Annotated in this window: 20 protein-coding genes; 7 read left to right on the top strand and 13 right to left on the bottom strand. The window is 60.9% G+C overall.

Features of this window, described 5'->3' with window-relative positions; translation table 11 throughout:
- Positions 1-62: 62 nt before the first annotated feature.
- Positions 63-707, top strand: a complete 645-nt coding sequence (locus tag JIO00_RS14650) for an MliC family protein (protein WP_010460286.1) — start codon at positions 63-65, stop codon at positions 705-707.
- 28 nt (positions 708-735) lie between these two features.
- On the opposite strand, the gene JIO00_RS14655 is transcribed toward JIO00_RS14650, so the two are convergent.
- The 12 genes from JIO00_RS14655 to JIO00_RS14710 form a co-directional block, all read right to left on the bottom strand.
- Positions 736-1,176 carry a CBS domain-containing protein gene (locus JIO00_RS14655; protein WP_010460288.1) on the bottom strand — a complete coding sequence of 147 codons (441 nt, stop codon included), beginning with the start codon at positions 1,174-1,176 and terminating at the stop codon, positions 736-738.
- A gap of 40 nt (positions 1,177-1,216) precedes the next feature.
- A complete protein-coding gene (gene nirD / locus JIO00_RS14660; RefSeq protein ID WP_200666066.1) occupies positions 1,217-1,594 on the bottom strand; it encodes a nitrite reductase small subunit NirD in 378 nt (125 codons plus the stop codon).
- The gene (nirB, locus tag JIO00_RS14665; RefSeq protein ID WP_102593683.1) at positions 1,594-4,155 is read right to left on the bottom strand and encodes a nitrite reductase large subunit NirB; all 2,562 of its coding nucleotides are present in this window, start codon (positions 4,153-4,155) and stop codon (positions 1,594-1,596) included. The genes nirD and nirB overlap by 1 nt, the downstream gene beginning before the upstream one ends.
- A gap of 348 nt (positions 4,156-4,503) precedes the next feature.
- Complete coding sequence (locus JIO00_RS14670) at positions 4,504-5,844, bottom strand: glutamine synthetase family protein (protein WP_371859430.1); 1,341 nt, start codon at positions 5,842-5,844, stop codon at positions 4,504-4,506.
- Positions 5,845-5,864: 20 nt separating this feature from the next.
- Entirely contained in the window at positions 5,865-6,419 is a 555-nt protein-coding gene (locus JIO00_RS14675) for a helix-turn-helix domain-containing protein (RefSeq protein WP_010460296.1), read from the bottom strand.
- 25 nt (positions 6,420-6,444) lie between these two features.
- A complete protein-coding gene (locus JIO00_RS14680; protein WP_083376752.1) occupies positions 6,445-7,734 on the bottom strand; it encodes an NAD(P)/FAD-dependent oxidoreductase in 1,290 nt (429 codons plus the stop codon).
- A 68-nt stretch (positions 7,735-7,802) separates the two neighbouring features.
- Positions 7,803-8,945 carry a patatin-like phospholipase family protein gene (locus JIO00_RS14685; RefSeq protein ID WP_010460300.1) on the bottom strand — a complete coding sequence of 381 codons (1,143 nt, stop codon included), beginning with the start codon at positions 8,943-8,945 and terminating at the stop codon, positions 7,803-7,805.
- Positions 8,946-9,089: 144 nt separating this feature from the next.
- Positions 9,090-9,554: a MaoC family dehydratase gene (locus JIO00_RS14690; RefSeq protein WP_010460302.1), complete on the bottom strand. Its 465-nt coding sequence runs from the start codon at positions 9,552-9,554 to the stop codon at positions 9,090-9,092.
- A gap of 21 nt (positions 9,555-9,575) precedes the next feature.
- Positions 9,576-10,307 (bottom strand): hypothetical protein, encoded by a 732-nt coding sequence (locus JIO00_RS14695; RefSeq protein ID WP_010460304.1) that lies wholly within the window; start codon positions 10,305-10,307, stop codon positions 9,576-9,578.
- On the bottom strand, positions 10,304-11,392 hold the full coding sequence (locus tag JIO00_RS14700) for an AI-2E family transporter (protein WP_010460306.1): 1,089 nt from the start codon (positions 11,390-11,392) through the stop codon (positions 10,304-10,306). The genes JIO00_RS14695 and JIO00_RS14700 overlap by 4 nt, the downstream gene beginning before the upstream one ends.
- 78 nt (positions 11,393-11,470) lie before the next feature.
- Positions 11,471-12,106, bottom strand: a complete 636-nt coding sequence (locus JIO00_RS14705; RefSeq protein WP_010460308.1) for a response regulator transcription factor — start codon at positions 12,104-12,106, stop codon at positions 11,471-11,473.
- Positions 12,107-12,110: 4 nt separating this feature from the next.
- Positions 12,111-14,387 carry a PAS domain-containing sensor histidine kinase gene (locus JIO00_RS14710; protein WP_154911701.1) on the bottom strand — a complete coding sequence of 759 codons (2,277 nt, stop codon included), beginning with the start codon at positions 14,385-14,387 and terminating at the stop codon, positions 12,111-12,113.
- Positions 14,388-14,618: 231 nt separating this feature from the next.
- Here JIO00_RS14710 and JIO00_RS14715 point away from each other — a divergent pair, with 231 nt between their 5' ends.
- From JIO00_RS14715 to phaR, 6 genes are all read left to right on the top strand, one after another.
- A complete protein-coding gene (locus tag JIO00_RS14715) occupies positions 14,619-16,241 on the top strand; it encodes an acyl-CoA synthetase (RefSeq protein ID WP_200666068.1) in 1,623 nt (540 codons plus the stop codon).
- A gap of 121 nt (positions 16,242-16,362) precedes the next feature.
- The gene (locus JIO00_RS14720; RefSeq protein ID WP_010460314.1) at positions 16,363-16,689 is read left to right on the top strand and encodes a DUF485 domain-containing protein; all 327 of its coding nucleotides are present in this window, start codon (positions 16,363-16,365) and stop codon (positions 16,687-16,689) included.
- Positions 16,689-18,359 carry a cation acetate symporter gene (locus tag JIO00_RS14725; protein ID WP_010460315.1) on the top strand — a complete coding sequence of 557 codons (1,671 nt, stop codon included), beginning with the start codon at positions 16,689-16,691 and terminating at the stop codon, positions 18,357-18,359. The genes JIO00_RS14720 and JIO00_RS14725 overlap by 1 nt, the downstream gene beginning before the upstream one ends.
- 63 nt (positions 18,360-18,422) lie before the next feature.
- A complete protein-coding gene (locus tag JIO00_RS14730) occupies positions 18,423-20,195 on the top strand; it encodes an acyl-CoA dehydrogenase C-terminal domain-containing protein (protein WP_200666070.1) in 1,773 nt (590 codons plus the stop codon).
- A 129-nt stretch (positions 20,196-20,324) separates the two neighbouring features.
- The gene (locus JIO00_RS14735; RefSeq protein ID WP_010460319.1) at positions 20,325-21,593 is read left to right on the top strand and encodes an OprD family porin; all 1,269 of its coding nucleotides are present in this window, start codon (positions 20,325-20,327) and stop codon (positions 21,591-21,593) included.
- A gap of 185 nt (positions 21,594-21,778) precedes the next feature.
- A complete protein-coding gene (gene phaR / locus JIO00_RS14740; RefSeq protein WP_010460321.1) occupies positions 21,779-22,327 on the top strand; it encodes a polyhydroxyalkanoate synthesis repressor PhaR in 549 nt (182 codons plus the stop codon).
- Between the two features lie 38 nt (positions 22,328-22,365).
- Here phaR and phaP read toward each other — a convergent pair whose 3' ends face one another.
- Positions 22,366-22,935, bottom strand: a complete 570-nt coding sequence (gene phaP / locus JIO00_RS14745; protein ID WP_200666079.1) for a TIGR01841 family phasin — start codon at positions 22,933-22,935, stop codon at positions 22,366-22,368.
- Positions 22,936-22,980 lie beyond the last annotated feature (45 nt).

Below are 22,980 nucleotides of genomic sequence, written 5' to 3' on the forward strand. Positions count from 1 at the left end.
TTCAACGGATCGCCAGGTCCTCGGCAATCCGGGCATCCCAAATTGATCTGGGTGAAGCCAACATGAAAACGGTCACGGCCCTGTTCAGATGCCTGTTCGCTGCCAGCCTGTGCGCGGCGGCGAGCACCTGCGCCCACGCTGCGTCCCCTCCCGGCATCGACTGCGCCAAGACCAGGGTCTCCGTCGAAAAGCTTATCTGTCGCGATCCACAACTGACGCAGATGGACATCGAACTGACGCGTCTTTATCGCCTGGCGCTCACCGATGAACGTTCAGTTCCGCCCCCGGACAAAGTCATCATCGACCAGCAGTTCTGGATCGATGCCCGCAATGGGTGTGCCTCGGGACCGGAGCAAAAGATGTGCATCATCCGCAGTTATGCCGAGCGTGCGCACCAGCTTCGCCAAGGCTCGGCCATCGTGAGAACCAAGGATCCAGACCGACTCACCGAAGGCCCCCTGGCGTTTCGTTGTGCAGGCTTTAACACGCTGATTACCGCCACTTTCTTCAGTACGCAGCCGGGTGTCGTGTACCTGAAATGGGCCAACACCGCGATCACCCTGAGCCAGGTGCCGAGCGATTCGGGCACTCGATACACCGGCAAGGATTACCAGGGCAATTACAGCTTTTGGCAAGACGGCAACGCGGTGCTTTTCCAGAAGCCAGGCTCACGGGAAATGAGCTGTACGGTCGAACCGGTCAGTTGATGGCTTTGGCGCAAAACCACCCACCGTCTCAGTGCCCGCGAATGTAATGCTCCAATTGCCGAATCAGATCGGCCTGCTCGACGATGGCTTCCTTGACCAGATCGCCAATCGACAGCAGGCCAATCAGTTCACCGTCTTCCACCACCGGCAAATGACGCAGATGACTGTCGGTCATGACGGCCATGCAGCGCTCGATGCTTTGCTGACTCGGCGCAGTCACTACCGGCGAGCTCATGATGTCGCGCACTGGCGTCCCCACTGAAGAGCGCCCCTGCAGCACGACTTTGCGGGCATAGTCACGCTCGCTGATCACCCCGACCACCTGGCCTTTGTCGATGACGGGAAGTGCCCCGACGTTCTTTTCGGCCATCAGCTTCAGGGCCTCCAGCACCATTTCATCAGGTGCGATGCTATGCACCTGACGGTTCTGCACGACCTTGAGTTTGAGCAACTGTGCGGCTGTTTTCATACGTGGCTCCGATTCGATTGCGTGATGCAGTTAATGGCCTTCAAACCGCCCCGACCTCCACCCTCCCCCCGTTCAACCGCACCGGCCAGACCCGCAAACGCTGTTGCGGGTACTCCAGGCAACTGCCGTCCTCGAGCCGGAAATGCTGTTTGTAGATCGGCGACGCCACCACCAGGTCGCCCTTGATGCTGCCGATCAATCCGCGACCGATGACATTCGCCCCGGATTGCGGGTCATGATTGTCAATGGCGTAGAGGGTCTGCCCCTCGGCTCCGGGCAGGTAGAACAGCGCCACTTGTGCGCCGTCGAGCCAGACGACCACGCCGGAGTTACTGACCAGGTCCTGTTGGTCGCAGACGGTTTGCCAGGCGCCGGTGTTTTCCAGGGGCGCAATGCGTCGGGTAGTGGACTGGCTCATCAGGCAATCTCCTCGGTGACAGGAATAAGGTTGAGTTCGGCGGCCATGATCGGACGCCGCTGACCGCGCTCCTGGACAAAGTGAATGTCCGGGTCCGGGCGTTTGTCGTTGACGAAGGTACGGAAACGCTTGAGTTTTTCCGGGTCTTTGAGGGCGTTGGCCCACTCGCATTCATAGCGGTCGACCACCAATTGCATCTGCGATTCGAGCTCTTCACCCAGGCCGAGGCTGTCGTTAATGATCACCTCCTTGAGGAAGTCGAGGCCGCCTTCCAGGCTTTCACGCCATACCGAGGTGCGCTGCAATTTGTCGGCGGTGCGGATGTAGAACATCAGGAAACGGTCGATGTAGCGGATCAGGGTTTCATCGTCGAGGTCGGTGGCAAACAGTTCGGCGTGACGCGGTCGCATGCCGCCGTTGCCGGCGATGTACAGGTTCCAGCCTTTCTCGGTGGCGATCACGCCCACGTCTTTGCTCTGGGCTTCGGCGCACTCACGGGTGCAACCGGACACCGCGAACTTAAGCTTGTGCGGCGAACGCAGGCCCTTGTAGCGGTCCTCGATGAGCAGGGCCATTTTCACGCTGTCCTGTACGCCATACCGGCACCAGGTGCTGCCGACGCAGGACTTCACCGTGCGGGTCGATTTGCCGTAGGCGTGCCCCGTTTCGAAACCGGCTTCGATCAGCTCGGCCCAAATGTCCGGCAACTCGTGCAACTGCGCGCCGAACAAATCAATACGCTGGCCGCCGGTGATTTTGGTGTAGAGGTCGTATTTCTTCGCCACCACGCCGATGGCGATCAGTTTGTCGGCGGTGATCTCGCCACCTGGGATGCGCGGCACCACCGAATAGGTGCCGTTTTTCTGCATGTTGGCCATGAACGTGTCGTTGGTGTCCTGCAGCGGCACCAGTGAGGCGTCCATGATCGGCTGGTTCCAGCACGATGCGAGGATCGAGCCCACCGCCGGTTTGCACACGTCGCAACCGGTGTGGCCACGGCCATGTTTGGCCAGCAGTTCTTCGAAGGTGATCACCCCTTCTACCCGTACCAATGCGTAAAGCTCCTGACGGGTATAGGCAAAGTGTTCGCACAGGCTTTTGTCGACGCTGACGCCGCGGGCAATCAGCTCATGTTCGAAAACCTGCTTGAGCAACCCGGCACAACCGCCGCAGCCGGTGCAGGCCTTGGTTTGCGACTTGAGCAGGCCGAGGTCGGTGCAGCCACCGTCGATGGCCGAGCAAATGGAGCCCTTGGTGACGTTGTGGCACGAGCACACCGTGGCCGATTCGGGCAACGCGCCCGGGCCCAGGGTCGGCGCGCCTTCGGACGAGGGCAGAATCAGGCTGGCGGGTTCCGCGGGCAAGGCAATCGCGTTCTGCATGTATTGCAGCAGCGTGTCGTAATAGCTGTTGTCGCCGACCAGCACCGCACCGAGTACGTGCTTGCCTGTCGCATCCACCACCAATCGGCGGTAGCTGGCGGTGGTTTCGTCGATGAATTGATAACTGCGCGAGCCCGGCGTGCTGCCATGCGCATCGCCGATGGAGCCGACGTCAACGCCCAACAACTTGAGCTTGGTCGACATGTCCGCGCCCATGAACGGCTCGGCGACTTCGTTGCACAGCCGTGCAGCCACGCCGCGCGCCATCTGGTAGCCCGGGGCGACCAAGCCAAAAATGCTGCCATTCCACGCGGCACACTCGCCGATGGCATAAATGTTCGGATCGCTGCTCAGGCATTGGTCGTCAACCACCACGCCGCCGCGCGGGCCGACTTCCAGCGAGCACTGGCGGGCCAAGGTATCTTGGGCGCGGATCCCGGCGGAAAACACAATCAGGTCGGCCTCCAGAAATTCGTCATTGGCGAAATTCATCCGATAGCGATATTCCTCGCCTGGGCTGATCGATTGAGTGCCTCGCGACAGGTGCACGCCGACGCCGAGGCGTTCGATCTGGGCCTTGAGTGCACGACCGCCCTGCTCGTCCAGCTGCACCGGCATCAGGCGCGGCGCGAATTCCACCACATGAGCCTCCAGGCCCAGGCTTTTCAGGGCATTGGCGGCTTCCAGTCCGAGCAAGCCACCGCCGACCACCACGCCACGGCGGGCATTGGACGCAGCGGCGCGGATCGCATCAAGGTCTTCAAGGGTGCGGTACACCAGGCGCGAATCGCCCTCGGCGCCTTCGATCGGCGGCACAAACGGGTAGGACCCGGTGGCCAGTACCAATTTGTCGTAGGCGACGCAGCCTTGCGCGGTGATCACCTGGCAGCGGGCGCGGTCGATTTCCAGGACCGGCACACCCAAGTGCAAGGTGACGCCCGGGGTCTGGTACAACGAGGCTTCACCCAAGGCGAGCGACTCGGCATCACGTCCGGTGAAGTATTCGGAAAGGTGCACGCGGTCGTAGGCGCGCATTGGCTCCTCGCTGAAAACGTGCAGCCGATAGTGATCAAGGGCACCGCGCTCGATCAGCTGTTCGACACAATGATGTCCGACCATGCCGTTACCGATCACGATCAGCGTTTGCAGCTTGTTCAACGCGGCGACATTGGAATTCATAAGAAGTACCCGACTAAGCCCATCACGGTTCAAAAAGCAAAAAAAAACGCCTGAAACCTTGCGGTTCCAGGCGTCTTTGCCTGTTCTTTTGCGGTGTTGAAACCAGACGTCTATGCCTGACCCACCGATGTTGCCCACGAATCGATCGTCGTTGACCGAGAGGGCTGCCCACTCGACTGCGTTCACGGTGGGCCTGATCGATGTAATGCAGCGATTGTGCCAAGCGCTGAATGTCAGTGTTTTACGGTACCTTCCGGGGCTTTAAGGAGATCAACGTGGCGGTTTCTGCCTTGGCTTAGTGCATGCCACCGCACGAAAGCTTTATTAAAGTGCATTCGCACGCTTGGCTTATAGATACCAGCGATACTCCCGCGCACTGATCTCCTGCATGAACGCCAGATGATCCTGGCGCTTGTTCTCGCAATACACGTCTACGAACTCCGCTCCCAGCCCTTCGCGCAGCTGCGGTTGATGCTGCATGGCGCGCACCGCTTCGAGCATCTCCAGCGGGAAGTCGACCCCACTGTTGCGGTCTTCATTGAGCGGCGGGATCGGTTCGTTGCCTGCTTCCAGGCCCTGCTCGAGTCCCACCAGAATCGCCGCCAGTACCAGGTACGGGTTGGCATCGGCACCGGCCAGGCGATATTCGATGCGCAGGTTTTTCGCATCCGATTCCGGAATGCGCAGGCACGCATCACGATCCTCAAAGCCCCAGCTCGCCCGGGTGGCGATGTTGGTGGTGCCGCCCAAACGGCGAAAGGCGTTCTGGTTCGGCGCGAAGATCGGCATGCAATGCGGCAGTAGTTCCAGGCAACCGGCCACGGCATGACGCAACGATTGCTGCTGATTCGCGGCGAGGAGGTTATTGCCGGCGGCGTCATACAGGCTGACGTGCACATGCATGCCGCTGCCCGGGTGCTGCAAGTAAGGTTTGGCCATGAAGCTGGCGCGATAACCGTGTTTCAGGGCCACGCCACGGGTGCTGCGACAGAACAGGGCCGCCCAGTCCGCCGCTCGCAAGCCATCATCAAGATGCCCGAAATTGATCTCGAACTGGCCCGGGCCAAGCTCGGCGGTGATCACTGTGGTATCGATGCCTTGGGCCCGCGAGGCTTCGACCATCTCATCCAGCACCGGCGCAAAACGTGACAGGCGCTCGATGTGCATGTTCGGCTGATCGTCGGCATCGTCGGTCAGATCATCCCGGGGGAATTGCGGCAGTCCGTCGCGCAGCTTTTTATCGAACAGATAGAACTCCAGCTCGAACGCCACCACCGGATGGATGCCTTTGCCGGCGAGCCTGTCCAACACCTGCGCCAGGACCTGGCGCGGCTCGAACACAATCGGCTTCTCGGTGCCGTCCGAGGTGATCAGCATTTGCCCCAGCGGTTGTGCTTCCCAGCTGACCGGCTTGAGTGTGCCGGGCACCAGGCGGCGCAGCGCATCCGGGTCACCGTCGTTAAAGCAGTAGTCGCCAATCTTGAACAAACCGCCTTGCACACCGAGCAGCACACAGTTTTGCGGCAGTTTCAGCGCGCTGCCGGACGCGACCTTTTCCAGCATCTCCACGGGATAGCGCTTGCCGTAGAAGTGCCCCGGAATGTCCAGGGAAATCAGGTCGACATAACGTACATCAGGGTAGCGTTGGCGAAAGGCGTGCACCTCGGCCAGCAGATCAGCGTCCATCATGGTTGGTCCTATTGTGGTGATCAGGTGTAGACCCAGAGCACTCGCGTGAGGTGCTCGGTGAGGTTGCCGTAGCGGCAACGGGTATGGCTGTCGAACTGAAAGCTGTCGCCGGCCTGCAAGGTGACGGCGTCGTCATCACCCAACCACAGCGTCAACTCGCCTTCGAGCACGTAGCCGCCCTGCTCCGAGCTGTCGCTCAAGTGCCGTTCGCCACTGCTGGCGCCGGCTTCGAGGTGACTTTCGAGCATGGAAAACGAAGCCCGCATCTTCGGCGACACCAGAATGTCGGTGATGCCGTTGGCGTAGTACAACGTGCGGCGTTCATCCGGCCGGGTGACCCACGGCAGTTCCTTGGGTTTGGGCAGGCTATAGAAATAGGTGGTCGGCACGCCCAGGGTTTCGCTGATCGCCGTCAGGTCGGCCACGGTGGGTCGTGACAGGCCGCGTTCGACCTGCGAGAGAAAGCCGACGGAACGACCGATCTGATCAGCCAGATCCTTCAAGGTGTACTTCTTATGCTTGCGCAGATCGTGAATCAGGATCGCCAGCGCGGCGATTTCTTCTTGTTTGTTCATGCCTGGAATTCCGCCAAGTGATTCATCAAATACTGTCGCGCAGTCGATACCATGCCTTGCCGATGGCTTCCAGCGGCGCCGCCAGGTATTTACCGCCGGGGAAGCTGGGGTTACTCAAGCCCTGATACAACGCCAGTTCATCACTCTGGCCGAGAATCGCGTCGGACACGGCGCGGGCAGCGGCCAGCGTGGGCAGCACGCCATGCCCGGAATACCCCTGAAGCCAGTAGCGATCACCCTTGCGACCGATGTCTGGGGTGCGTTTGAGCGTCAGGTCAATGTGCCCGCCCCAGGCGAACTCCAGCTTCACGCCTTTGAGCTGCGGGAAAACCCGTTCCAGAAACGGCCGGGTTGCGCCGGCAATGTCCCTGGGCATCCCACCCAGATACGTGCATCCACCGCCGAACAGCAAGCGGTTGTCCGGCGTGCGACGGAAATAGTCGAGGACGAACTGGTTGTCGGTGACGCAGACATTGCTCGGCAACAGCGCCGTGGCCTGCTCGGCCGTCAGGGGCGCGGTGGCGACTTGATAAGTGCCCACCGGCAACACGCAACTGGCCAGCTGCGGGTCGAGCTCGTCGAGATAGGCATTGCAGGCCAGCACCAGCACATCCGCGCGAATCGATCCGCGTTCGGTGTTTAGCAGGAATTGACCGCCCTCCTCTCGATAACTCAGCGCCTTGCTTTGTTCATGGATACGGCCGCCCGCACGCTCGATGGCGGCGGCCAGGCCGAGGGCCAGTTTCAGTGGATTCAGGTGCGCGCCTTCAGGGTCATAAAGCCCGGCCTGATAGCGCTCGCTGGCCACCCATTCCGGCAACTGTTCACGGCGGATGAACTGCAAGCCATCGTGGCCCCATTTGTGGCTGGCTTCGTGCTGCCACTCGGTCAGCAGACCAACCCGACGGGGCATCACCGATGTCCACAAATGGCCAGCACGGTAATCACAGTCGAAACCATGGCGAGCCGGCAACTCACGCAGCTCTTGCGCAGCCCAGCGCATGCCGTCCCACAACCGCCGCGCACACTCGTAGCCCAACGCTGCTTCCAGCGGCGGCATGTCACACGACCAGCCGAGAATGGCCTGCCCGCCATTGCGCCCCGACGCGGCCCATGCCACGCAGCTGGCTTCCAGCAGCGTCACCCGCTTACCAGCCAAAGCCAGGCGCAACGCAGTATGCAGGCCGCTGAAACCGGCACCGATGATGACGATTTCGGTGGTTTGCTCACCGGCAAGCGCCGGTCGGGTGGTCAGGCGATCAGCGCAACTGTGGGCGTAATAGCTGGCGACATGCTGCGTGGACTGCTGAAACATACAAGCCTCATGAAATTATATTTTTATAATTTCATGAAAAACTACAGCATAAATTTCATGCGGGCAACTCAGGTGTGCGGCGATTTATGCCACGGGTAGCCTTGCGCGCTGAGTTGAAAGGCGTAATCGAACAGACGCTTCATGTACTCGCCATCGAATTTCTGATTGCGCGGGCAGATAAAATCCGCGCCGATGTACGCCAGATTGAAATCTGCGCCGTCCTGCTGGGCGATCCGGTAAATGTGATTGAGGTCGCTGATCCCCTGGGTCTGGATCAAGGTGCTGATGGCTCGCCCGCCGATGCTCAAGGTCCGGCGCTTGGTACCGGACCACTGCGGTTCCAGTTTGCCATTGCGAATGACATAGAAATGCCGGGCACGGCGGATACGCGCGCCGGCCACGCTGTTCAACGCCATCACGGTGCCCGGCGGGTAAAGGAACACCTGAGTGAGGACGCCTCCGTCCACGTGCATTTCCTGAAACTGTTGGCCGTCGACCTCCACATCGATCATGACCGGTGAAACGGCACCGGGAATGCTCATCGACGCGATCATGATGTTGCGAAACAGGTGCAGCGCGCCCGGTGCTCCGCTGGAAGCAATCGCGCCCATGTTCCAGGTGACGGGCCGCCCGGCATCGAGGTCGGTGGTGCCGATCATCAGCAGTCGTCCCTTGGCGTATTGCGCAGCGATGGCCGCTAACACGTCGGCGGTGATGTACTTGGCAATGAGGCGCGCCAGGGGCTTGCTGTCCGCAATGCCGTCGCTGGCCAGGCGGGTCAGCACACTTCGCGCATGGAACACATCTTTCGGACCGATTGCGCTGCAGATCCCCAGGATGACCGGGTCATACTCAGGCCCCAGGTATGCGAACGGTGCGACCAGGGCGCCTGCGCTGATGCCGGTGACGACTTTGAAAGGCGGTCGGCTCCCATGCAAGCTCCAGCCGGCGATGATGCCCGCCGCGAAGGTGCCGGCGTCGCCGCCCCCCGAAATGGCCAGGTAGTAAGCCAGTGGCAGCGCATCGGTCGGCAACTCTGTGTCGGCGAGCGCCTCGACCTCGCGATCGTTGGCCAGGCTCGCATCCACAATGAACGCCGTCAGGTCCCGGTCCAGCCAGTAGCGCGCATTCGGGATGCCCGGAATGACTGCTTGTTCCGTCAGGTCTTGCGGCACTGCATCACGGCGTTGCAGGCACCCTTCACGCAACATATTCATTGTTGAGGCGCTGGGCCTGGGCAGAAATGGTTTCACGACGCCTCCTCCGGTCCCTGCCATCGACAGAGCGCACTCGACTGACTCGGTGAAAACTGGCCTCCGCCATCATGCGCGCACCCTAAAACCCATGACTACTTTTCAGTCAGGCGGCGGTCTCCTGAAGACCAACAATTTGCCGGTGGCTCGCTGCACCACCTTGTCATTTTGATTGAGGGTCTCCATGAACATCGTCACTACGCCCCGGTCGGGTTTGGAGCTGGACGGGTCGATGGCCTGCACGGTGCATTGCAGGCGCAACAGGTCATCGGGGTAAGTCGGTGTCGGCCAGCTCAGCTCGATGCCCAACCCGATGATGCCGTCCGCCAACGGCACGCTGTCCACCAGCAGCTTCATGGTCAGGGCGGCGGTGTTCCAGCCGCTGGCGGCCAGGCCGCGGAACAGGCTCAACTCGGCAGCTTCAGGGTCGAGATGAAACGGTTGCGGGTCGTACTCCTGGGCGAAGGCCAGCATCGACGCTCGATGGACCCGCACGCTGTCGCTTTCGAACTGCTGACCCAGGCTCAGGTCATCGAGGTAGAGTTTTTCCCAGGCATGTACGGTCATGATTGTTCCCTGCGCAGCGCATCAGGAATAGCCGATTTCGCTGAGATCGATGGCTACCAGCAAGGCATCCATGTCAGCCAGGCCGTCCTTCCCGCGTCGGTAGGCACGACGCTTGCCGGGCATGCGCAGCCCGTCAGCCTCGATGTAGTCAGACACATATTGGGTGGCAGGCATACCACCACTGACATCCACGTTGTAGTCGTGTCGCCGCAGCAGGAAGTCTTCACCGAAGTAGAAATCCTGTACGGCGCAGTGCGTGGCGATGCTTTCGGGAAAGTGCACCCGCAAGCGGCGCCAGCGCTCGGTTGCTTCTTGCCAGGGTTCGATTTCCTCGGTCACCACCCCCGGCCACTTGAACAGAAAAGGCATCGTCAGGTAGGACCAGAGCGCATACCCGTTGAAGTACGCGCGATGCAGCGGGTCCCACGGGGTGTTTTCGGTGTGGTCGCCAAAGGATTGCCGGGGCGCCTGGCGCTCGGCGATCACCTGCCCGTCGGTGGTTTCGATGGCGATTCGATCGGGTGAATAGGCTGTCCGTTTATCCGGGCCACCGAAGGGGGTTACCGAGGCTTTCTGTTCATGCAGCCAAACGGTCATCTGGCGAGGGGCGCTGTCTTGGGTCAGCCCTTTCGCGGCCCAGAGCGAGCCGCCGGTCACGAGGGTGGCGCGCACAGTGTTGAAGCTGTTCCAGCGGTCCAGACCGCCATGGGCGATCAGCACCTGATCCAGCAGTGGATGATCCTGCGCATTCACAGTGGCGGCCCTCCTGTTTCCGATGGTCGATCCTGCACCCACTGCCAGAATAATTGATAGCCGACGGCAAGGACCACCGGCCCGATGAACAGCCCGATGATGCCACTGGTGACCATGCCGCCCAACGCACCAATCAACACCACCGGCATTGGCACGTCGACACCGCGCCCCAGCAGCAAGGGTTTGAGGACGTTGTCCACCAGGCCGGCAATGAACACATAGATGGCGAAAATAATGGTCGCGGTGCTGGCGCCTTCGGTGGCAAAAACGAAGGCAATCACCGGTAGCGTAATCAGCGTCACCGGCAATTGCATGATGCCGAGCAGCAGCACCGCCAAGGCCAGCAGACCGGCACCGGGGATGCCCTTGAAGACAAAGCCGAGGCCCACCAGCAGCATCTGGATGAACGCGATGCCGACCACGCCCAACGCCACCGCACGGATGGTGGCGGTGCACAGTTCAGCGATTTTCGGGCCCCGTGCCGGACCGCTGAATCTGGAGGCAATCTGGACCGCGGCGCGACTGCCGCCTTCGCCATGGGCCATGAAAATCCCGGCAATGATCAAGGCGAAGATGAACGTCAGGAAACCCATGCCGACACCCGCGAGTTTACCCAACAGGCCCAGGCTGACGTGTTTGATTTGCGGTACGTATTTGGCGGTCAGCTCGGGAAGATTGGTGGAGGCTTGAAGCCACAGATCAGAGAGTGGCCGGCCCACCAACGGCCAACTGGCAACTGACTCGGCCGGCGGTGGAATGTGAAAACCGCCGCCCTTGACGACGTCCATCGCCCGTTCGACCGAATCGGCAATCGAGGTGCCCAGCAGGTAGATCGGCACCATCAGGATGACGATGGCGATCAGAATGATCAGCGTCGCGACGTGCCCGGGTTTGTGGCTCCCCCTGAGTCGCTCTTGCAGCGGATAGAGGGTGATCGCCAGGATCAGCGACCACAACATCAAGTCGCGGAACGGGCTGAATATCTGGAAACAGAAAAGTACCAGCACCGCGATCAACCCGGCACGAATCATTACATCGAGCAGGGTGCGGCTCAGCGTTTTCTCGGTAAAGGGTGTGGGCTCCACGGGTGGCTCCTTGCAGATCACTGCAACGGTAGCGGATCGGTTAGCCCAGCATAGACGCTCAATACACGGCGTGAGGCCTCAACGCAATTTCAGTGGATCGACCAGTCCGGCGGCAATGGCCATGCCCACCAGGTCCGGCAGGTTGCTGGCCTGCATGCGCTTCATCACGCGTGAGCGATACAGGTCGACGGTTTTTGCGCTGACGCCCAGTTGCTCGGCGATTTCCCGAGTGGTGTAACCCTGCACCAGCGGCAGCAAGACATCGCGCTCGCGGGGGGTCAGTGTCAGCAAACGGGCTTGCAAGGCGTCATGGCCCTGATTACCCGAACGGTTGGCCGCGCAGTTGCTCAGCGCCTGTTGCACGCTGTCCAGCAACAACTGCTCGTTGTAGGGTTTTTCGATGAAGTCATGGGCGCCTGCCTTGAACGCGCGCACCACGATGGGCACATCGGCGTGGCCGCTGACGAAGATGATCGGCAGGTTCAACTCCCGAGCGCGCATTTCTTCCTGGACGTTCAACCCGCCCATGCCGGGCATGCGCACATCCAGCAGCACGCAGGCGTCGAGCGTGGCATCACAGGCGCTGAGAAACTCCACGCCACTGGTAAAGGGCAAGGCCTTGAGCCCGACCGATTCCAGCAGCCAGACCGTTGAATCGAGCATGCCCTGGTCATCGTCGACCACATACACCACGTGCTCAGTCACACCTGCCATTGCGTTATTCCTGTTGTTGTTTTGTTGGGCCGGCAAGCGGCAAGCGGCAACCCATCAGCAGCCCGACCGGTTGGCGCCGGGCCTGCAATTCACCGCCGAAACCTTCGATGATGCTGCGGCTCATGGACAAGCCAAGGCCCAGGCCATCGGCCTTGCTGGTATAGAACGGGGTAAATATCTGCTCCAGTTCGGGCTCACTGACGCCCGGCCCCTGGTCTTGCACACGGATTTCCACGGTGGCACCACCGCCCTGCTCCGCCGTCATCACGATCAGCGAGGGCTGCCCCGGATGTTGTTCGCGGTTGGCGTCGATGGCATTGCGCAGCAGATTGAGCAGCACTTGCTCCAGCAACACCCGGTCGGCATAAACGGGCGGCAGATTATCCGGCAGTCGATCCTCGATTGTCACTTGGCAATTGCTCGCTTCCCAGGCACACAAACGCACGGCCTCACGGGCGACGTCGGTAAAATTCAGGGCCTGCATGCGCCGCTGCCCCTTGCGCAGAAACGCCCGTAAGCGCTTGATCACTTCCGAGGCATGGGTGGCGTGATGGGTGATGCGTTGCAGTCCTTTCGCCACGCGTTCGGCGGCCTCGGGGTTGGTGTCGAGCGTCTGTAAATAGCGTTGGCTGGCATTGGCGTAATTGACCACGGCGGCCAGTGGCTGGTTGATTTCGTGGGCAATGCCCGAGGCCAGCTCGCCCAGGGTCACCAACCGTGCGGTGTGGGCCAATTCGTCTTGATGGCGGCGCTGTTGCACCTCGCGCAATTCACGCTCGGTCATGTCCCGCGCCACCAAAGAGTAGTAGCGCTCGCCGCCGGCCGAACGGTGCGCCAGCAGCACCAGCGACACCGGCACCGACGTGCCGCCACCGGGCGGTTGCAACCGTGCATCGGTGCTCCACACGCCGTCGCGTTCGGCGCTGCTCCAGCCGTCACGTTGCAGGCGCGTCAGGTCAGCGCTGGCAAACAGCTGCGCCAGGGCCGGCATCGGTTGTTGCTCGTCGATATCGAGGATGCGCCGTGCGGCCGGGTTGAGGTAAGTGACTTGCCCGTCAGGGTCGATGAACAACACCGGATCGGTGTTGGCCTCGACCACTTCCGCCAGGCGCCGCTTGTTTTCTTCGGCCTGTACCCGGGCGGTGATATCCCGGGACACGCTGACCACCTCGACCACCGCGCCGGTGTAGGTTTCACGGATCGCCCGGCTGGCGGTTTCGAACCACAGGTAATGCCCGGCGCGGTGGCGAATGCGGTACGTCATGGTGTGATAACCGTCCTGCTCCAGCGCGTCCCGCGCACGCTGCACCAGGTTGGCGAGGTCCTGGCCGTGAAACAGGCCCTGGGCCATTTGCCCGCGCAACTCTTCGGGCCAGTAGCCAAGCAATGTCCAGGATGCCGGCGAGGCATCGAGAAAACGCCCGTCCGGGGTGTGCCGGGAAATCAGGTCGGTGGTGTTCTCGATGATCAGCCGGTACAGCCGCCGTGCCGTGGCGGCTTCGCGTTCGGCCAATACTTGTACCGTGGCGTCGCGGCAACGGGCGAGCACGCGGTTGTCCTGGGGATCGGGGATAAACGTCCAGATCAGAATCTGCGCCTCGAACTGGGCTTCGACCCCTTCGATGGCACGTTGCTGGTCGAGGCAGGCACGCACCAACACCCGATGATTGACCGGCAAAAAGCCCAGTACCTCGGTCAGCGGCTTTTCCGCGAGCAGGGCCAGCAGCGCGGCATTGAACTCCAGCGGTCGGCCCTGCGCATCGAGCAACAGACTCGGTTGTGGGTCGTGCCCCAACAGCGGCGACCCCCGCAGCATGCCGTTGACGCTGCTGAGCAAGGTGGTCAACAAATCCTGCACCCAACCCAGCCAGTCCAGACTCACGCCGTCGCAGACTTCCACCAGCAACAGGCCTGACTGCCCCGCCTGCAAGGCCAGATCAAACACTTGGCCATGGCTGATGGCTGCGCGGCGTAATCGGCCGGACAGCCAGCAATCGAGTTGCCGCACCTGGGCCAGGTCCAGGCGCCCGGTCTCGCCCAGCCGATCAAACAGCAGCTGATCGCTGGCCAGCGACGGATCGCCAAGGCCCGGCGGGAAATGCTGGGCGGCGCCTTCGTGGCTGTAAATTCGCGCGGTGGGTTGCCAACTCAGGTAAACCGCCCGCCGCACCTCGGGACATTCCTGCAGCGCACGGCACAACGCATCCGCCCGAGCGGCCAGGGACACGCCCTCGCGCTGCAGGCGCAACCAGCTGTGCAATCGAACGGGAGTCAGGGTCATCACAGGTCCGCATTGTCGGGGGAGCCAAGAATATACCGGCGCTAGAGGTATCGCCGCATTCATTTGGAAGCAGAAGAATCAAATATAGTACATCTACTATGCTGCGTAGGTTGTACTTCCATATCCATGGCAGATTGTTATATAAAGCACACCGGACATAAAGGATGACCTCAGCGGCTACGCTGAACAGGCCCATCCATAGAGCTAACAATCAGCCACCGAGTACCCGTCATGTCGATCTATGAACAAGGGCTAGGCCCTTCGGCTGTCAATCACATTGCTTTGTCGCCGCTCAGCTTCATCGAACGCACTGCCAGCGTTTACCCCCACTACCCCGCCGTGATCCACGGTTCGATCCGTCGTACCTGGGCGCAGACCTACACCCGTTGCCGGCGCCTGGCCTCGGCGCTGGCCGGTCGTGGCATCGGCAAGAACGATACGGTGGCGGTGATGCTGCCCAACATTCCCGAGATGCTTGAAGTGCATTTTGGCGTGCCGATGATCGGCGCCGTGCTCAACCCGCTCAACGTGCGCCTGGATGCCGAAGCCATTGCCTTCATGCTGCAGCATGGTGAAGCCAAGATACTGATCACCGACCGTGAATTCCATGACGTGATTCACGCGGCCATCGGCATGCTCGATCACCCGCCGCTGGTCATCGACGTCAATGACCCGGAATACGGCGAAGGCAAGGCCGTCAGCGACCTGGATTATGAAGCGCTGCTGGCCGAAGGCGATCCGGATTACGCCTGGCAATGGCCGGACAACGAGTGGCAAGCCATCTCGCTCAACTACACCTCCGGCACCACCGGCAACCCGAAAGGTGTGGTTTACCACCATCGCGGCGCGTACCTGAACTCGCTGGGCAACCAGATGACCTGGGCCATGGGCAACCATCCGGTCTACCTCTGGACCCTGCCGATGTTTCACTGCAACGGTTGGTGCTACCCGTGGATCATCACCGCCATGGCCGGTGTGCATGTGTTCCTGCGCCGGGTCGATCCGCAGAAAATCCTCACGCTGATTCGCGAGCATCAAATCACGCACCTGTGTGCTGCGCCTATCGTGCTCAATGCATTGGTCAACATGCCGGAATCGGCGAAAGCGGCCATCGACCACCCGGTCAACGCCATGGTTGCCGGTGCTGCACCACCCGCCAAAGTGATCGGCGCCGTGGAAGAAATGGGCATCAAGGTCACGCACGTCTATGGCCTGACCGAAACCTACGGTCCGGTGACGCTCTGCGCCTGGCATGCCGAATGGGATGAGTTACCGCTGGACGAACGGGCACAGATCAAATCCCGTCAGGGCGTGCGCTACCCGACGCTTGAAGGTGTGATGGTCGGCGACTCAAAGACGCTGGAACCTACCCCACGGGACGGTCAGACCATCGGTGAGATCTTCATGCGCGGCAACACCGTGATGAAGGGCTATCTGAAAAACCCGACCGCCACCGCCGAAGCATTCGAAGGCGGCTGGTTCCACACCGGTGACCTGGCGGTGTGTCATCCCAATGGTTATGTCGAGATCAGGGACCGACTCAAGGACATCATCATTTCCGGCGGCGAGAACATTTCCACCATCGAACTGGAAGGCGTGCTGTATCGCCATCCGGGTGTGATGGAAGCGGCCGTGGTTGCCCGTCCCGATGAAAAATGGGGAGAAACGCCGTGTGCGTTCATCACCTTGAAGGCCGACCACCAGGACGTTCGCGAGGCCGACATCATCAGTTTCTGCCGCGAGCATCTGGCGGGCTTCAAAGTCCCGCGCACGGTGATCTTCACCCTGTTGCCGAAAACGTCCACCGGCAAAATCCAGAAGTACGTCCTGCGCGACAGGGCTAAAGCGCTCTAACCCGAACCGACGTTTTACCCACCCGGCGGCAGGTGTTTCATCTGCCGCTTCGGGCTCGTGCAGGCCGAATTCGGCCCTGCCCTGCCCCCAGACACATAACAAAAACAATGTGGAGCCACCCATGATCGACATCCATTCAACCGATACCCAACGTTGTGAACGCATTCGGACCAATCCGAAATTCCTTCAATTGGTGAGCAGCCGTTCGCGCCTGGCCTGGTCGCTGAGTGCCGCCGTGCTGGGCACTTACTACGGATTCATGCTGGTGGTGGCGTTTGCCCCGCAATGGCTGCATGCGCCAGTCGCCGAGCATCGGATGTTGACCCTGGGCATGCCGGTGGGTGCGGCGATCATCATTTTTTCCTGGCTGCTGACCGGTTGGTACGTCTATCGCGCCAACACGCGTTTCGATGCACTGGGCGCCGCCATTCTCGAGGAGAGCAAGTGATGAACCTGCTGCGTAAGCTCATCCTCGCCGCTGCCGGCCTGTTGCCGGCCTCCATCGTCCTCGCCGCCCCGACAATGGGCGCAGTGGAAAAACAACCGCTGAACCTGCATGCGATCGGCATGTTCTTCGTCTTCGTGCTGGGCACCCTGGCGATTACCTGGTGGGCCGCACGGCAAACCAAATCCACGTCGGACTTCTACACCGCTGGCGGTGGCATTACCGGGTTCCAGAACGGCCTGGCAATTGCCGGTGACTACATGTCCGCCGCCACGCTGCTGGGGCTGTCCAGCCTGGTGTTTGCCAAGGGCTACGATGGCTTCATCTACACCATCGGCTTCTTTGTCGGCTGGCCGATCATCACCTTCCTGATGGCCGAGCGCCTGCGCAACCTGGGCCGCTACACCTTCGCGGACATCGTTTCCTATCGACTCGACCAGAACAAGGTGCGGATCTTCGCCGCGTTCGGTTCGCTGACAGTGGTGTGCTGCTACCTGATCGTGCAGATGGTCGGGGCCGGTCAGTTGATCAAGTTGCTGTTCGGTCTCGACTACCCGGTTGCGGTGGTGATCGTCGGTGCATTGATGCTGGTCTACGTGATCTTCGGCGGCATGATTGCCACCACCTGGGTGCAAATCATCAAGGCTGTGCTGCTGCTCGCCGGCGGAACCACCCTGGCGGTCATGGCCATGTCGCAGTTTGGTTTCAGCTACGAAACCCTGGCCGACAAAGCCGTCCAGGCCCATGCCAGCGGCTGGAACATCATGGGGCCAGGCTCGATGCTCGCCGACCCGATCAACACCGCGTCGATGTCGTTGGGCCTGGTGTTCGGGATTGCCGGTCTGCCGCACATCCTGATGCGTTTCTTCACCGTGCCGAACGCCAAGGAAGCGCGCAAGTCGGTGTTCTACGCCACAGGCTTTATCGGTTTCTTCTTCCTGGTGGTCTGCACCCTGGGCTTTGCCGCGATGGTCATCATCGGCACCGACCCGCAGTACTACGTCAACGGTGAAGTCGGCGGCGCCCTGATCGGCGGCGGCAACATGGTTGCCATGCACCTGGCCAAAGCAGTGGGCGGCAACCTGTTCTTCGGTTTCCTCTCGGCCGTGGCCTTCGCCACCATTCTGGCGGTCGTCTCCGGACTCGCCCTGGCCGGTGCCTCGGCGATTTCCCATGACCTCTACGCCACGGTGTTCAAGAAAGGCAAGGCCAGCCAGAAACAGGAAATGCGCGTAACGCGCATGGCGACGGTAGGCCTGGGCATCATCGCGATTCTGCTGGGCATTCTGTTCGAGAAGATGAACGTTGCGTTTCTGGTAGGCCTGACCTTCGGCATTGCCGCGTCGACCAACTTCCCGGTGCTGATCATGGCCATGTACTGGAAAGGCCTGACCACCAAAGGCGCGATCCTCGGCGGTTTTGCCGGCCTGATCTGCGCACTGGTGCTGGTAATCCTGTCGCCAGCGGTCTGGGTCACCGTGCTCGGTCACGCTCACGCGATCTTCCCCTACGACCACCCGGCGCTGTTCTCCATGCCGCTGGCGTTCTTCGTGATCGTCGTGGTGTCGAAACTCGACCGCAGCGTGCGCGCCGACAAGGAGCGTGACGCCTACGCCGACCAGTTCGTTCGCGCCCAGACCGGCCTCGGTGCCGCCAGCGCTTCCGCTCATTGATTGAAAGGGCACGGTCTGCCGTAACGGCGCCGTGCCCACCGCATACCTTTTGAGGTTCACGTTATGCCCGAATTCAACGCCCCGCTGCGCGATATGCGCTTTGTGCTGCACGAAGTGTTCGATGCCCCGGCCCTGTGGGCGCGCTTGCCGGCCCTGGCCGACACGGTCGACGCCGCCACCGCTGACGCCATTCTTGAGGAAGCGGCGAAAGTCACTTCGCACCTGATTGCGCCGTTGAATCGCAGCGGCGACGAAGAAGGCGCCCAGTGGCTCGATGGCCAGGTCAGCACGCCGATCGGCTTCAAACAGGCTTATGCCACCTTCATCGAAGGCGGCTGGGTGGGCCTGTCCGGTAACGCCGATTTCGGCGGCATGGGCATGCCGAAGATGCTTGCCGTGCAGTTTGAAGAAATGCTCTACGGCGCCAACTCAAGCTTCGCCCTGTATTCGGCCTTGAGTTCCGGGGCCTGCCTGGCGCTGGATGCCCACGCCAGCGAGACCCTGAAAAATCTGTATTTGCCGCCGATGTACGAAGGCCGCTGGGCCGGTTCCATGTGCTTGACCGAAGCGCATGCCGGCACTGATCTGGGGATCATCCGCACCCGCGCCGAACCCCGGACCGACGGCAGTTTCAGCATCACCGGCAGCAAGATCTTCATCACCGGTGGCGATCAGGACCTGACGGAAAACATCATCCATCTGGTGCTGGCCAAACTGCCGGACGCGCCAGCCGGACCAAAAGGGATCTCGCTGTTCGTCGTGCCCAAGGTGCTGGTCAATGCCGACGGTTCTCTCGGCGACGCCAATGCCGTGAGCTGCGGTTCGATCGAACACAAGATGGGCATCAAGGCTTCGGCCACCTGCGTGATGAACTTCGACGGCGCCAGCGGTTGGCTGGTCGGCGAAGCCAACAAAGGCCTGGCGGCGATGTTCACCATGATGAACTACGAGCGCCTGTCCATCGGCATTCAGGGCATCGGCTGTGCGCAAGCGTCCTATCAGAGCGCCGTGGCTTACGCCCGTGAACGTGTACAGAGCCGCGCACCGACCGGCGCGATGGCCCCGGACAAAGTGGCTGATCCGATCATCGTCCACCCCGATGTGCGCCGCATGTTGCTGAGCATGAAAGCCATGACCGAAGGTGGCCGCGCGTTTGCCAGTTACGTCGGTCAACAACTGGACCTGGCGAAGTTCTCCGATGACGCCCAGGAGCGCGACAGCGCACAAACCCTGGTCGCGCTGCTGACACCAGTGGCCAAGGCGTTCTTCACCGACACGGGTCTGGAAAGCTGCATCAACGGCCAGCAAGTGTTCGGCGGCCATGGTTACATTCGCGAATGGGGCCAGGAGCAGTTGGTCCGTGACGTGCGCATCGCGCAGATCTACGAAGGCACCAACGGCATTCAGGCGCTGGACCTGCTCGGCCGCAAAGTGTTGGCCGACAGCGGCTTCGCGCTGCGTCAATTCACCGGGGAGATACGTCGTTTCGCCCATCAGCCAGACGCGCCCTACTCCGTGCAACTGTTCGATGCCGTGCAGCGTCTGGAAAACCTGAGCGACTGGCTGCAAGACCAGGCCGCCACCAACCGCAACGAAATCGGCGCGGCTTCGGTCGAGTATTTACACCTGTTCGGTTACGTCGCCTACGCCTGGCTCTGGGCGCGCATGGCCCAGGTCGCGAAGAAAAAACTCAGCGACGACCCCAAATTCTATGGTGCGAAGATCGCCACCGCCGATTTCTACATCCGTCGCCTGCTTCCGCGCACATTGAGCCTGGAGCATTCCATTCTCGCCGGCAGCGCCTCGTTGTACGGCCTGAGCGCCGAACAGTTCTAACGATTGAACCGACGCGGCGCCACGCTCCTCTCGATTCGGCGTCCGCGTTTTTTTTATTGATAAGCCCTCGTCCACCCGGAGAGGGCCGCGGGACCTGTCTTTCCATAATAAAAACAAAGGGGCTTCACCATGGACCGCAACACCCGCATCCTCGCTACCCGACTATTGCTGGCCGGCGGCGTCATCAGCCTCTCGGCCCCCGCCGCGGCTGACTTTGTCAAAGACAGCAAGGCCAGCCTTGAGCTGCGCAACTTCTATTTCAATCGGGATTATCGCCAGGACAACGCCGCCCAATCCAAACAAGAGGAATGGGCCCAGGGTTTCCTGCTGCGCTACGAGTCGGGCTTCACCGACGGTTTGGTCGGTGTCGGTTTCGATGCCATCGGCCTGGTCGGCGTCAAGCTTGATTCGAGTCCTGACCGCGCCGGTTCCGGCCTGCTCAAACGCCATCGCGACACGAGCAAAGGCGCTCAGGACGAGTACGGCGAACTGGGATTGACCGCCAAACTGCGCGCCTCCAAAAGCACCCTGAAACTCGGCACGCTGCTGCCGAAGTTGCCGACGGTACTGGCCAACGATTCACGGCTGTTGCCACAAACCTTCAAGGGCGGTCAATTGAACTCGCTGGAGATTGAAGGCTTGACCGTGGATGCCGGGCGGCTAACCCAGGTCAATCAGCGTGACTCCTCGGACTACGAGGACATGGGCATCACCCGGACCGGCGCCAAAGGCATCACCACGCGGCACCTCGACAGCGACAGCTTTGATTTTGCCAGCCTGAACTACAAATGGACCAGCAACCTCGCCACCGGCTACAGCTACGGCCACCTCGACAATTTCTACAGCCAGCACCTGGTGAACCTGACCTACGTGATGCCGGTAACGACGGGGCAATCGTTCAAGACTGACCTGCGCTTTGCCCGCTCCACGGATGATGGCGGCAGCAATGTCGACAACAATGCGATTGGCGCCATGTTCACCTACAGCCTCGGCGGTCACGCGTTTGGCTTGGGTTATCAAGGCATGAGCGGCGACACCGGTTTTGCCTACATCAATGGCACCGATGCGTTTCTGGTGAACTTCGTGCAGATCGGTGACTTCGCCAGCAAGGATGAAAAATCCTGGCAGGCGCGTTACGACTACAACTTTGCAGCCATGGGTGTGCCGGGCCTGACCTTCATGACCCGCTATATCACTGGCGACAATATCGACCTGGGCGGCAACCGCCCCGAAGGCAAGGAATGGGAGCGTGATACCGACATTGGTTATGTCGTGCAGAGCGGTCCGCTGAAGAATGTCGGGGTGAAATGGCGTAATGCGACGGTGCGTTCGACCAACTTCGGCAGCGATCTGGATGAGAATCGCTTGATTGTCAGCTACACCCTGCCGATCTGGTAACGATTCAGGCTTCACAAGGGGGGACTCGCTTGGCGGCGCAGTTCCCCTTTTTGTTGTGGATTTTCGCTGAGATGGCGAGCCTCTTCGCGAGCAGGCTCGCTTCCACAGGGGAACGCGGTCAACGGTAGGAGCGAGCCTGCTCGCGAAGGCGGCCTCAAAGGCGCCAAACATGAGAGTAGGTTAAGATGCCTGCAAACCAGGCCCGCCGCGAGACGCCCCGCATGACTGATACCACCCCCCGCCTGATCAAGAAATACCCCAATCGCCGACTCTACGACACCCACACCAGCAGTCATTTGACCCTGGCGGATGTGCGCCAACTGGTCGTCGATAAAGTTGCGTTTAAGGTGGTCGATGCCAAGAGCGGCGAAGACCTGACGCGCAGTATCCTGCTGCAAGTGATTCTGGAAGCCGAAAGCGGCGGTGAGCCGATCTTCACCAGCGAGATGCTGATGGGGATTATCCAGTTCTACGGTCCGTACCAGGGTGTACTCGGCAGCTACCTGGATAAAAGCATCCAGACCGTCATCGACATCCAGTCCCAGACCGGCGCGCAGTCATCCGAAGCCTGGAGCGACTTCATGCATCAACAGGCCCCGGTCATGCAGGACCTGATGCGCCAGTATGTCGACCAGTCCAAGGCCTTGTACCTCAATACGCAGAACCTGTTCGGCATGTTTGGCGCCAAGCCCGGCACCGATAAAGGGCCGAAAAAAAATGGCGATGGGGAATAAACCCATCGCCATCGTTTGTGCCGCTGGCCTGAAATGACTTACTTGTTACCGCTGGTGGCCTTGGCGCTCGCTTCTGGTGCTGCTTTGGTGGCAGCGGCAGTGGCGGCGTCAAAATTGCTCTGAGCCACATCGGAAGCCTGTTTCACGGCTTTCTGTGCGCTTTCAAACACGGTACTGGCATTGGCAAGGCCCGACTTGAATGCAGCCACGACAGGCTCGGAGCCGGCCGGTGCATTCTTGCTGATCGATTCAACAAACTCATTGACCTGCTGGGTGCCCGCCTCGACCTGACTCGACGTCAGTTTGGCGATGTCCGACTGCGTGCCCACGATCAGCGCTTGAACCTGACGATTGAACTCGGCCAGACGTTCGGCCTGCGCGCTCGGCTGCGTAAACGATGCCTGCAAATCGGCAAAACCTTGTGGGTCACGCACGGCCAGCAGCTTGCGCACGCCTTCGAAGTGCTCTTCGGTGGAGTCGCGCAGTGTCTTGAACTGCAACTGGCTCAGCTGTTCAACGCTGGCGAAGACTTTGCCGCTGATCTGCTGCAAAAGATCGAGGTTGGCTTTCTGAGCGGTTTGCAGTTTTTCCGAATTGAAAAAAGACATGCTTGAATCTCCTGGTTCTGGAAGGCCCGGATGGGCCTGAGGACG

The organism is Pseudomonas sp. SW-3 (genome assembly GCF_016615645.1).
In the GTDB taxonomy this organism is placed as follows: Bacteria; Pseudomonadota; Gammaproteobacteria; order Pseudomonadales; family Pseudomonadaceae; genus Aquipseudomonas; species Aquipseudomonas mandelii.

What these genes read in the sequence shown, in the direction of transcription:
- JIO00_RS14650 (WP_010460286.1), top strand. Translation starts at nt 63, where the DNA reads ATGAAAACGGTCACGGCCCTGTTCAGATGCCTGTTCGCTGCCAGCCTG.
- JIO00_RS14655 (WP_010460288.1), bottom strand. Translation starts at nt 1,176, where the DNA reads ATGAAAACAGCCGCACAGTTGCTCAAACTCAAGGTCGTGCAGAACCGT.
- nirD (WP_200666066.1), bottom strand. Translation starts at nt 1,594, where the DNA reads ATGAGCCAGTCCACTACCCGACGCATTGCGCCCCTGGAAAACACCGGC.
- nirB (WP_102593683.1), bottom strand. Translation starts at nt 4,155, where the DNA reads ATGAATTCCAATGTCGCCGCGTTGAACAAGCTGCAAACGCTGATCGTG.
- JIO00_RS14670 (WP_371859430.1), bottom strand. Translation starts at nt 5,844, where the DNA reads ATGATGGACGCTGATCTGCTGGCCGAGGTGCACGCCTTTCGCCAACGC.
- JIO00_RS14675 (WP_010460296.1), bottom strand. Translation starts at nt 6,419, where the DNA reads ATGAACAAACAAGAAGAAATCGCCGCGCTGGCGATCCTGATTCACGAT.
- JIO00_RS14680 (WP_083376752.1), bottom strand. Translation starts at nt 7,734, where the DNA reads ATGTTTCAGCAGTCCACGCAGCATGTCGCCAGCTATTACGCCCACAGT.
- JIO00_RS14685 (WP_010460300.1), bottom strand. Translation starts at nt 8,945, where the DNA reads ATGTTGCGTGAAGGGTGCCTGCAACGCCGTGATGCAGTGCCGCAAGAC.
- JIO00_RS14690 (WP_010460302.1), bottom strand. Translation starts at nt 9,554, where the DNA reads ATGACCGTACATGCCTGGGAAAAACTCTACCTCGATGACCTGAGCCTG.
- JIO00_RS14705 (WP_010460308.1), bottom strand. Translation starts at nt 12,106, where the DNA reads ATGGCAGGTGTGACTGAGCACGTGGTGTATGTGGTCGACGATGACCAG.
- JIO00_RS14710 (WP_154911701.1), bottom strand. Translation starts at nt 14,387, where the DNA reads ATGACCCTGACTCCCGTTCGATTGCACAGCTGGTTGCGCCTGCAGCGC.
- JIO00_RS14715 (WP_200666068.1), top strand. Translation starts at nt 14,619, where the DNA reads ATGTCGATCTATGAACAAGGGCTAGGCCCTTCGGCTGTCAATCACATT.
- JIO00_RS14720 (WP_010460314.1), top strand. Translation starts at nt 16,363, where the DNA reads ATGATCGACATCCATTCAACCGATACCCAACGTTGTGAACGCATTCGG.
- JIO00_RS14725 (WP_010460315.1), top strand. Translation starts at nt 16,689, where the DNA reads ATGAACCTGCTGCGTAAGCTCATCCTCGCCGCTGCCGGCCTGTTGCCG.
- JIO00_RS14730 (WP_200666070.1), top strand. Translation starts at nt 18,423, where the DNA reads ATGCCCGAATTCAACGCCCCGCTGCGCGATATGCGCTTTGTGCTGCAC.
- JIO00_RS14735 (WP_010460319.1), top strand. Translation starts at nt 20,325, where the DNA reads ATGGACCGCAACACCCGCATCCTCGCTACCCGACTATTGCTGGCCGGC.
- phaR (WP_010460321.1), top strand. Translation starts at nt 21,779, where the DNA reads ATGCCTGCAAACCAGGCCCGCCGCGAGACGCCCCGCATGACTGATACC.
- phaP (WP_200666079.1), bottom strand. Translation starts at nt 22,935, where the DNA reads ATGTCTTTTTTCAATTCGGAAAAACTGCAAACCGCTCAGAAAGCCAAC.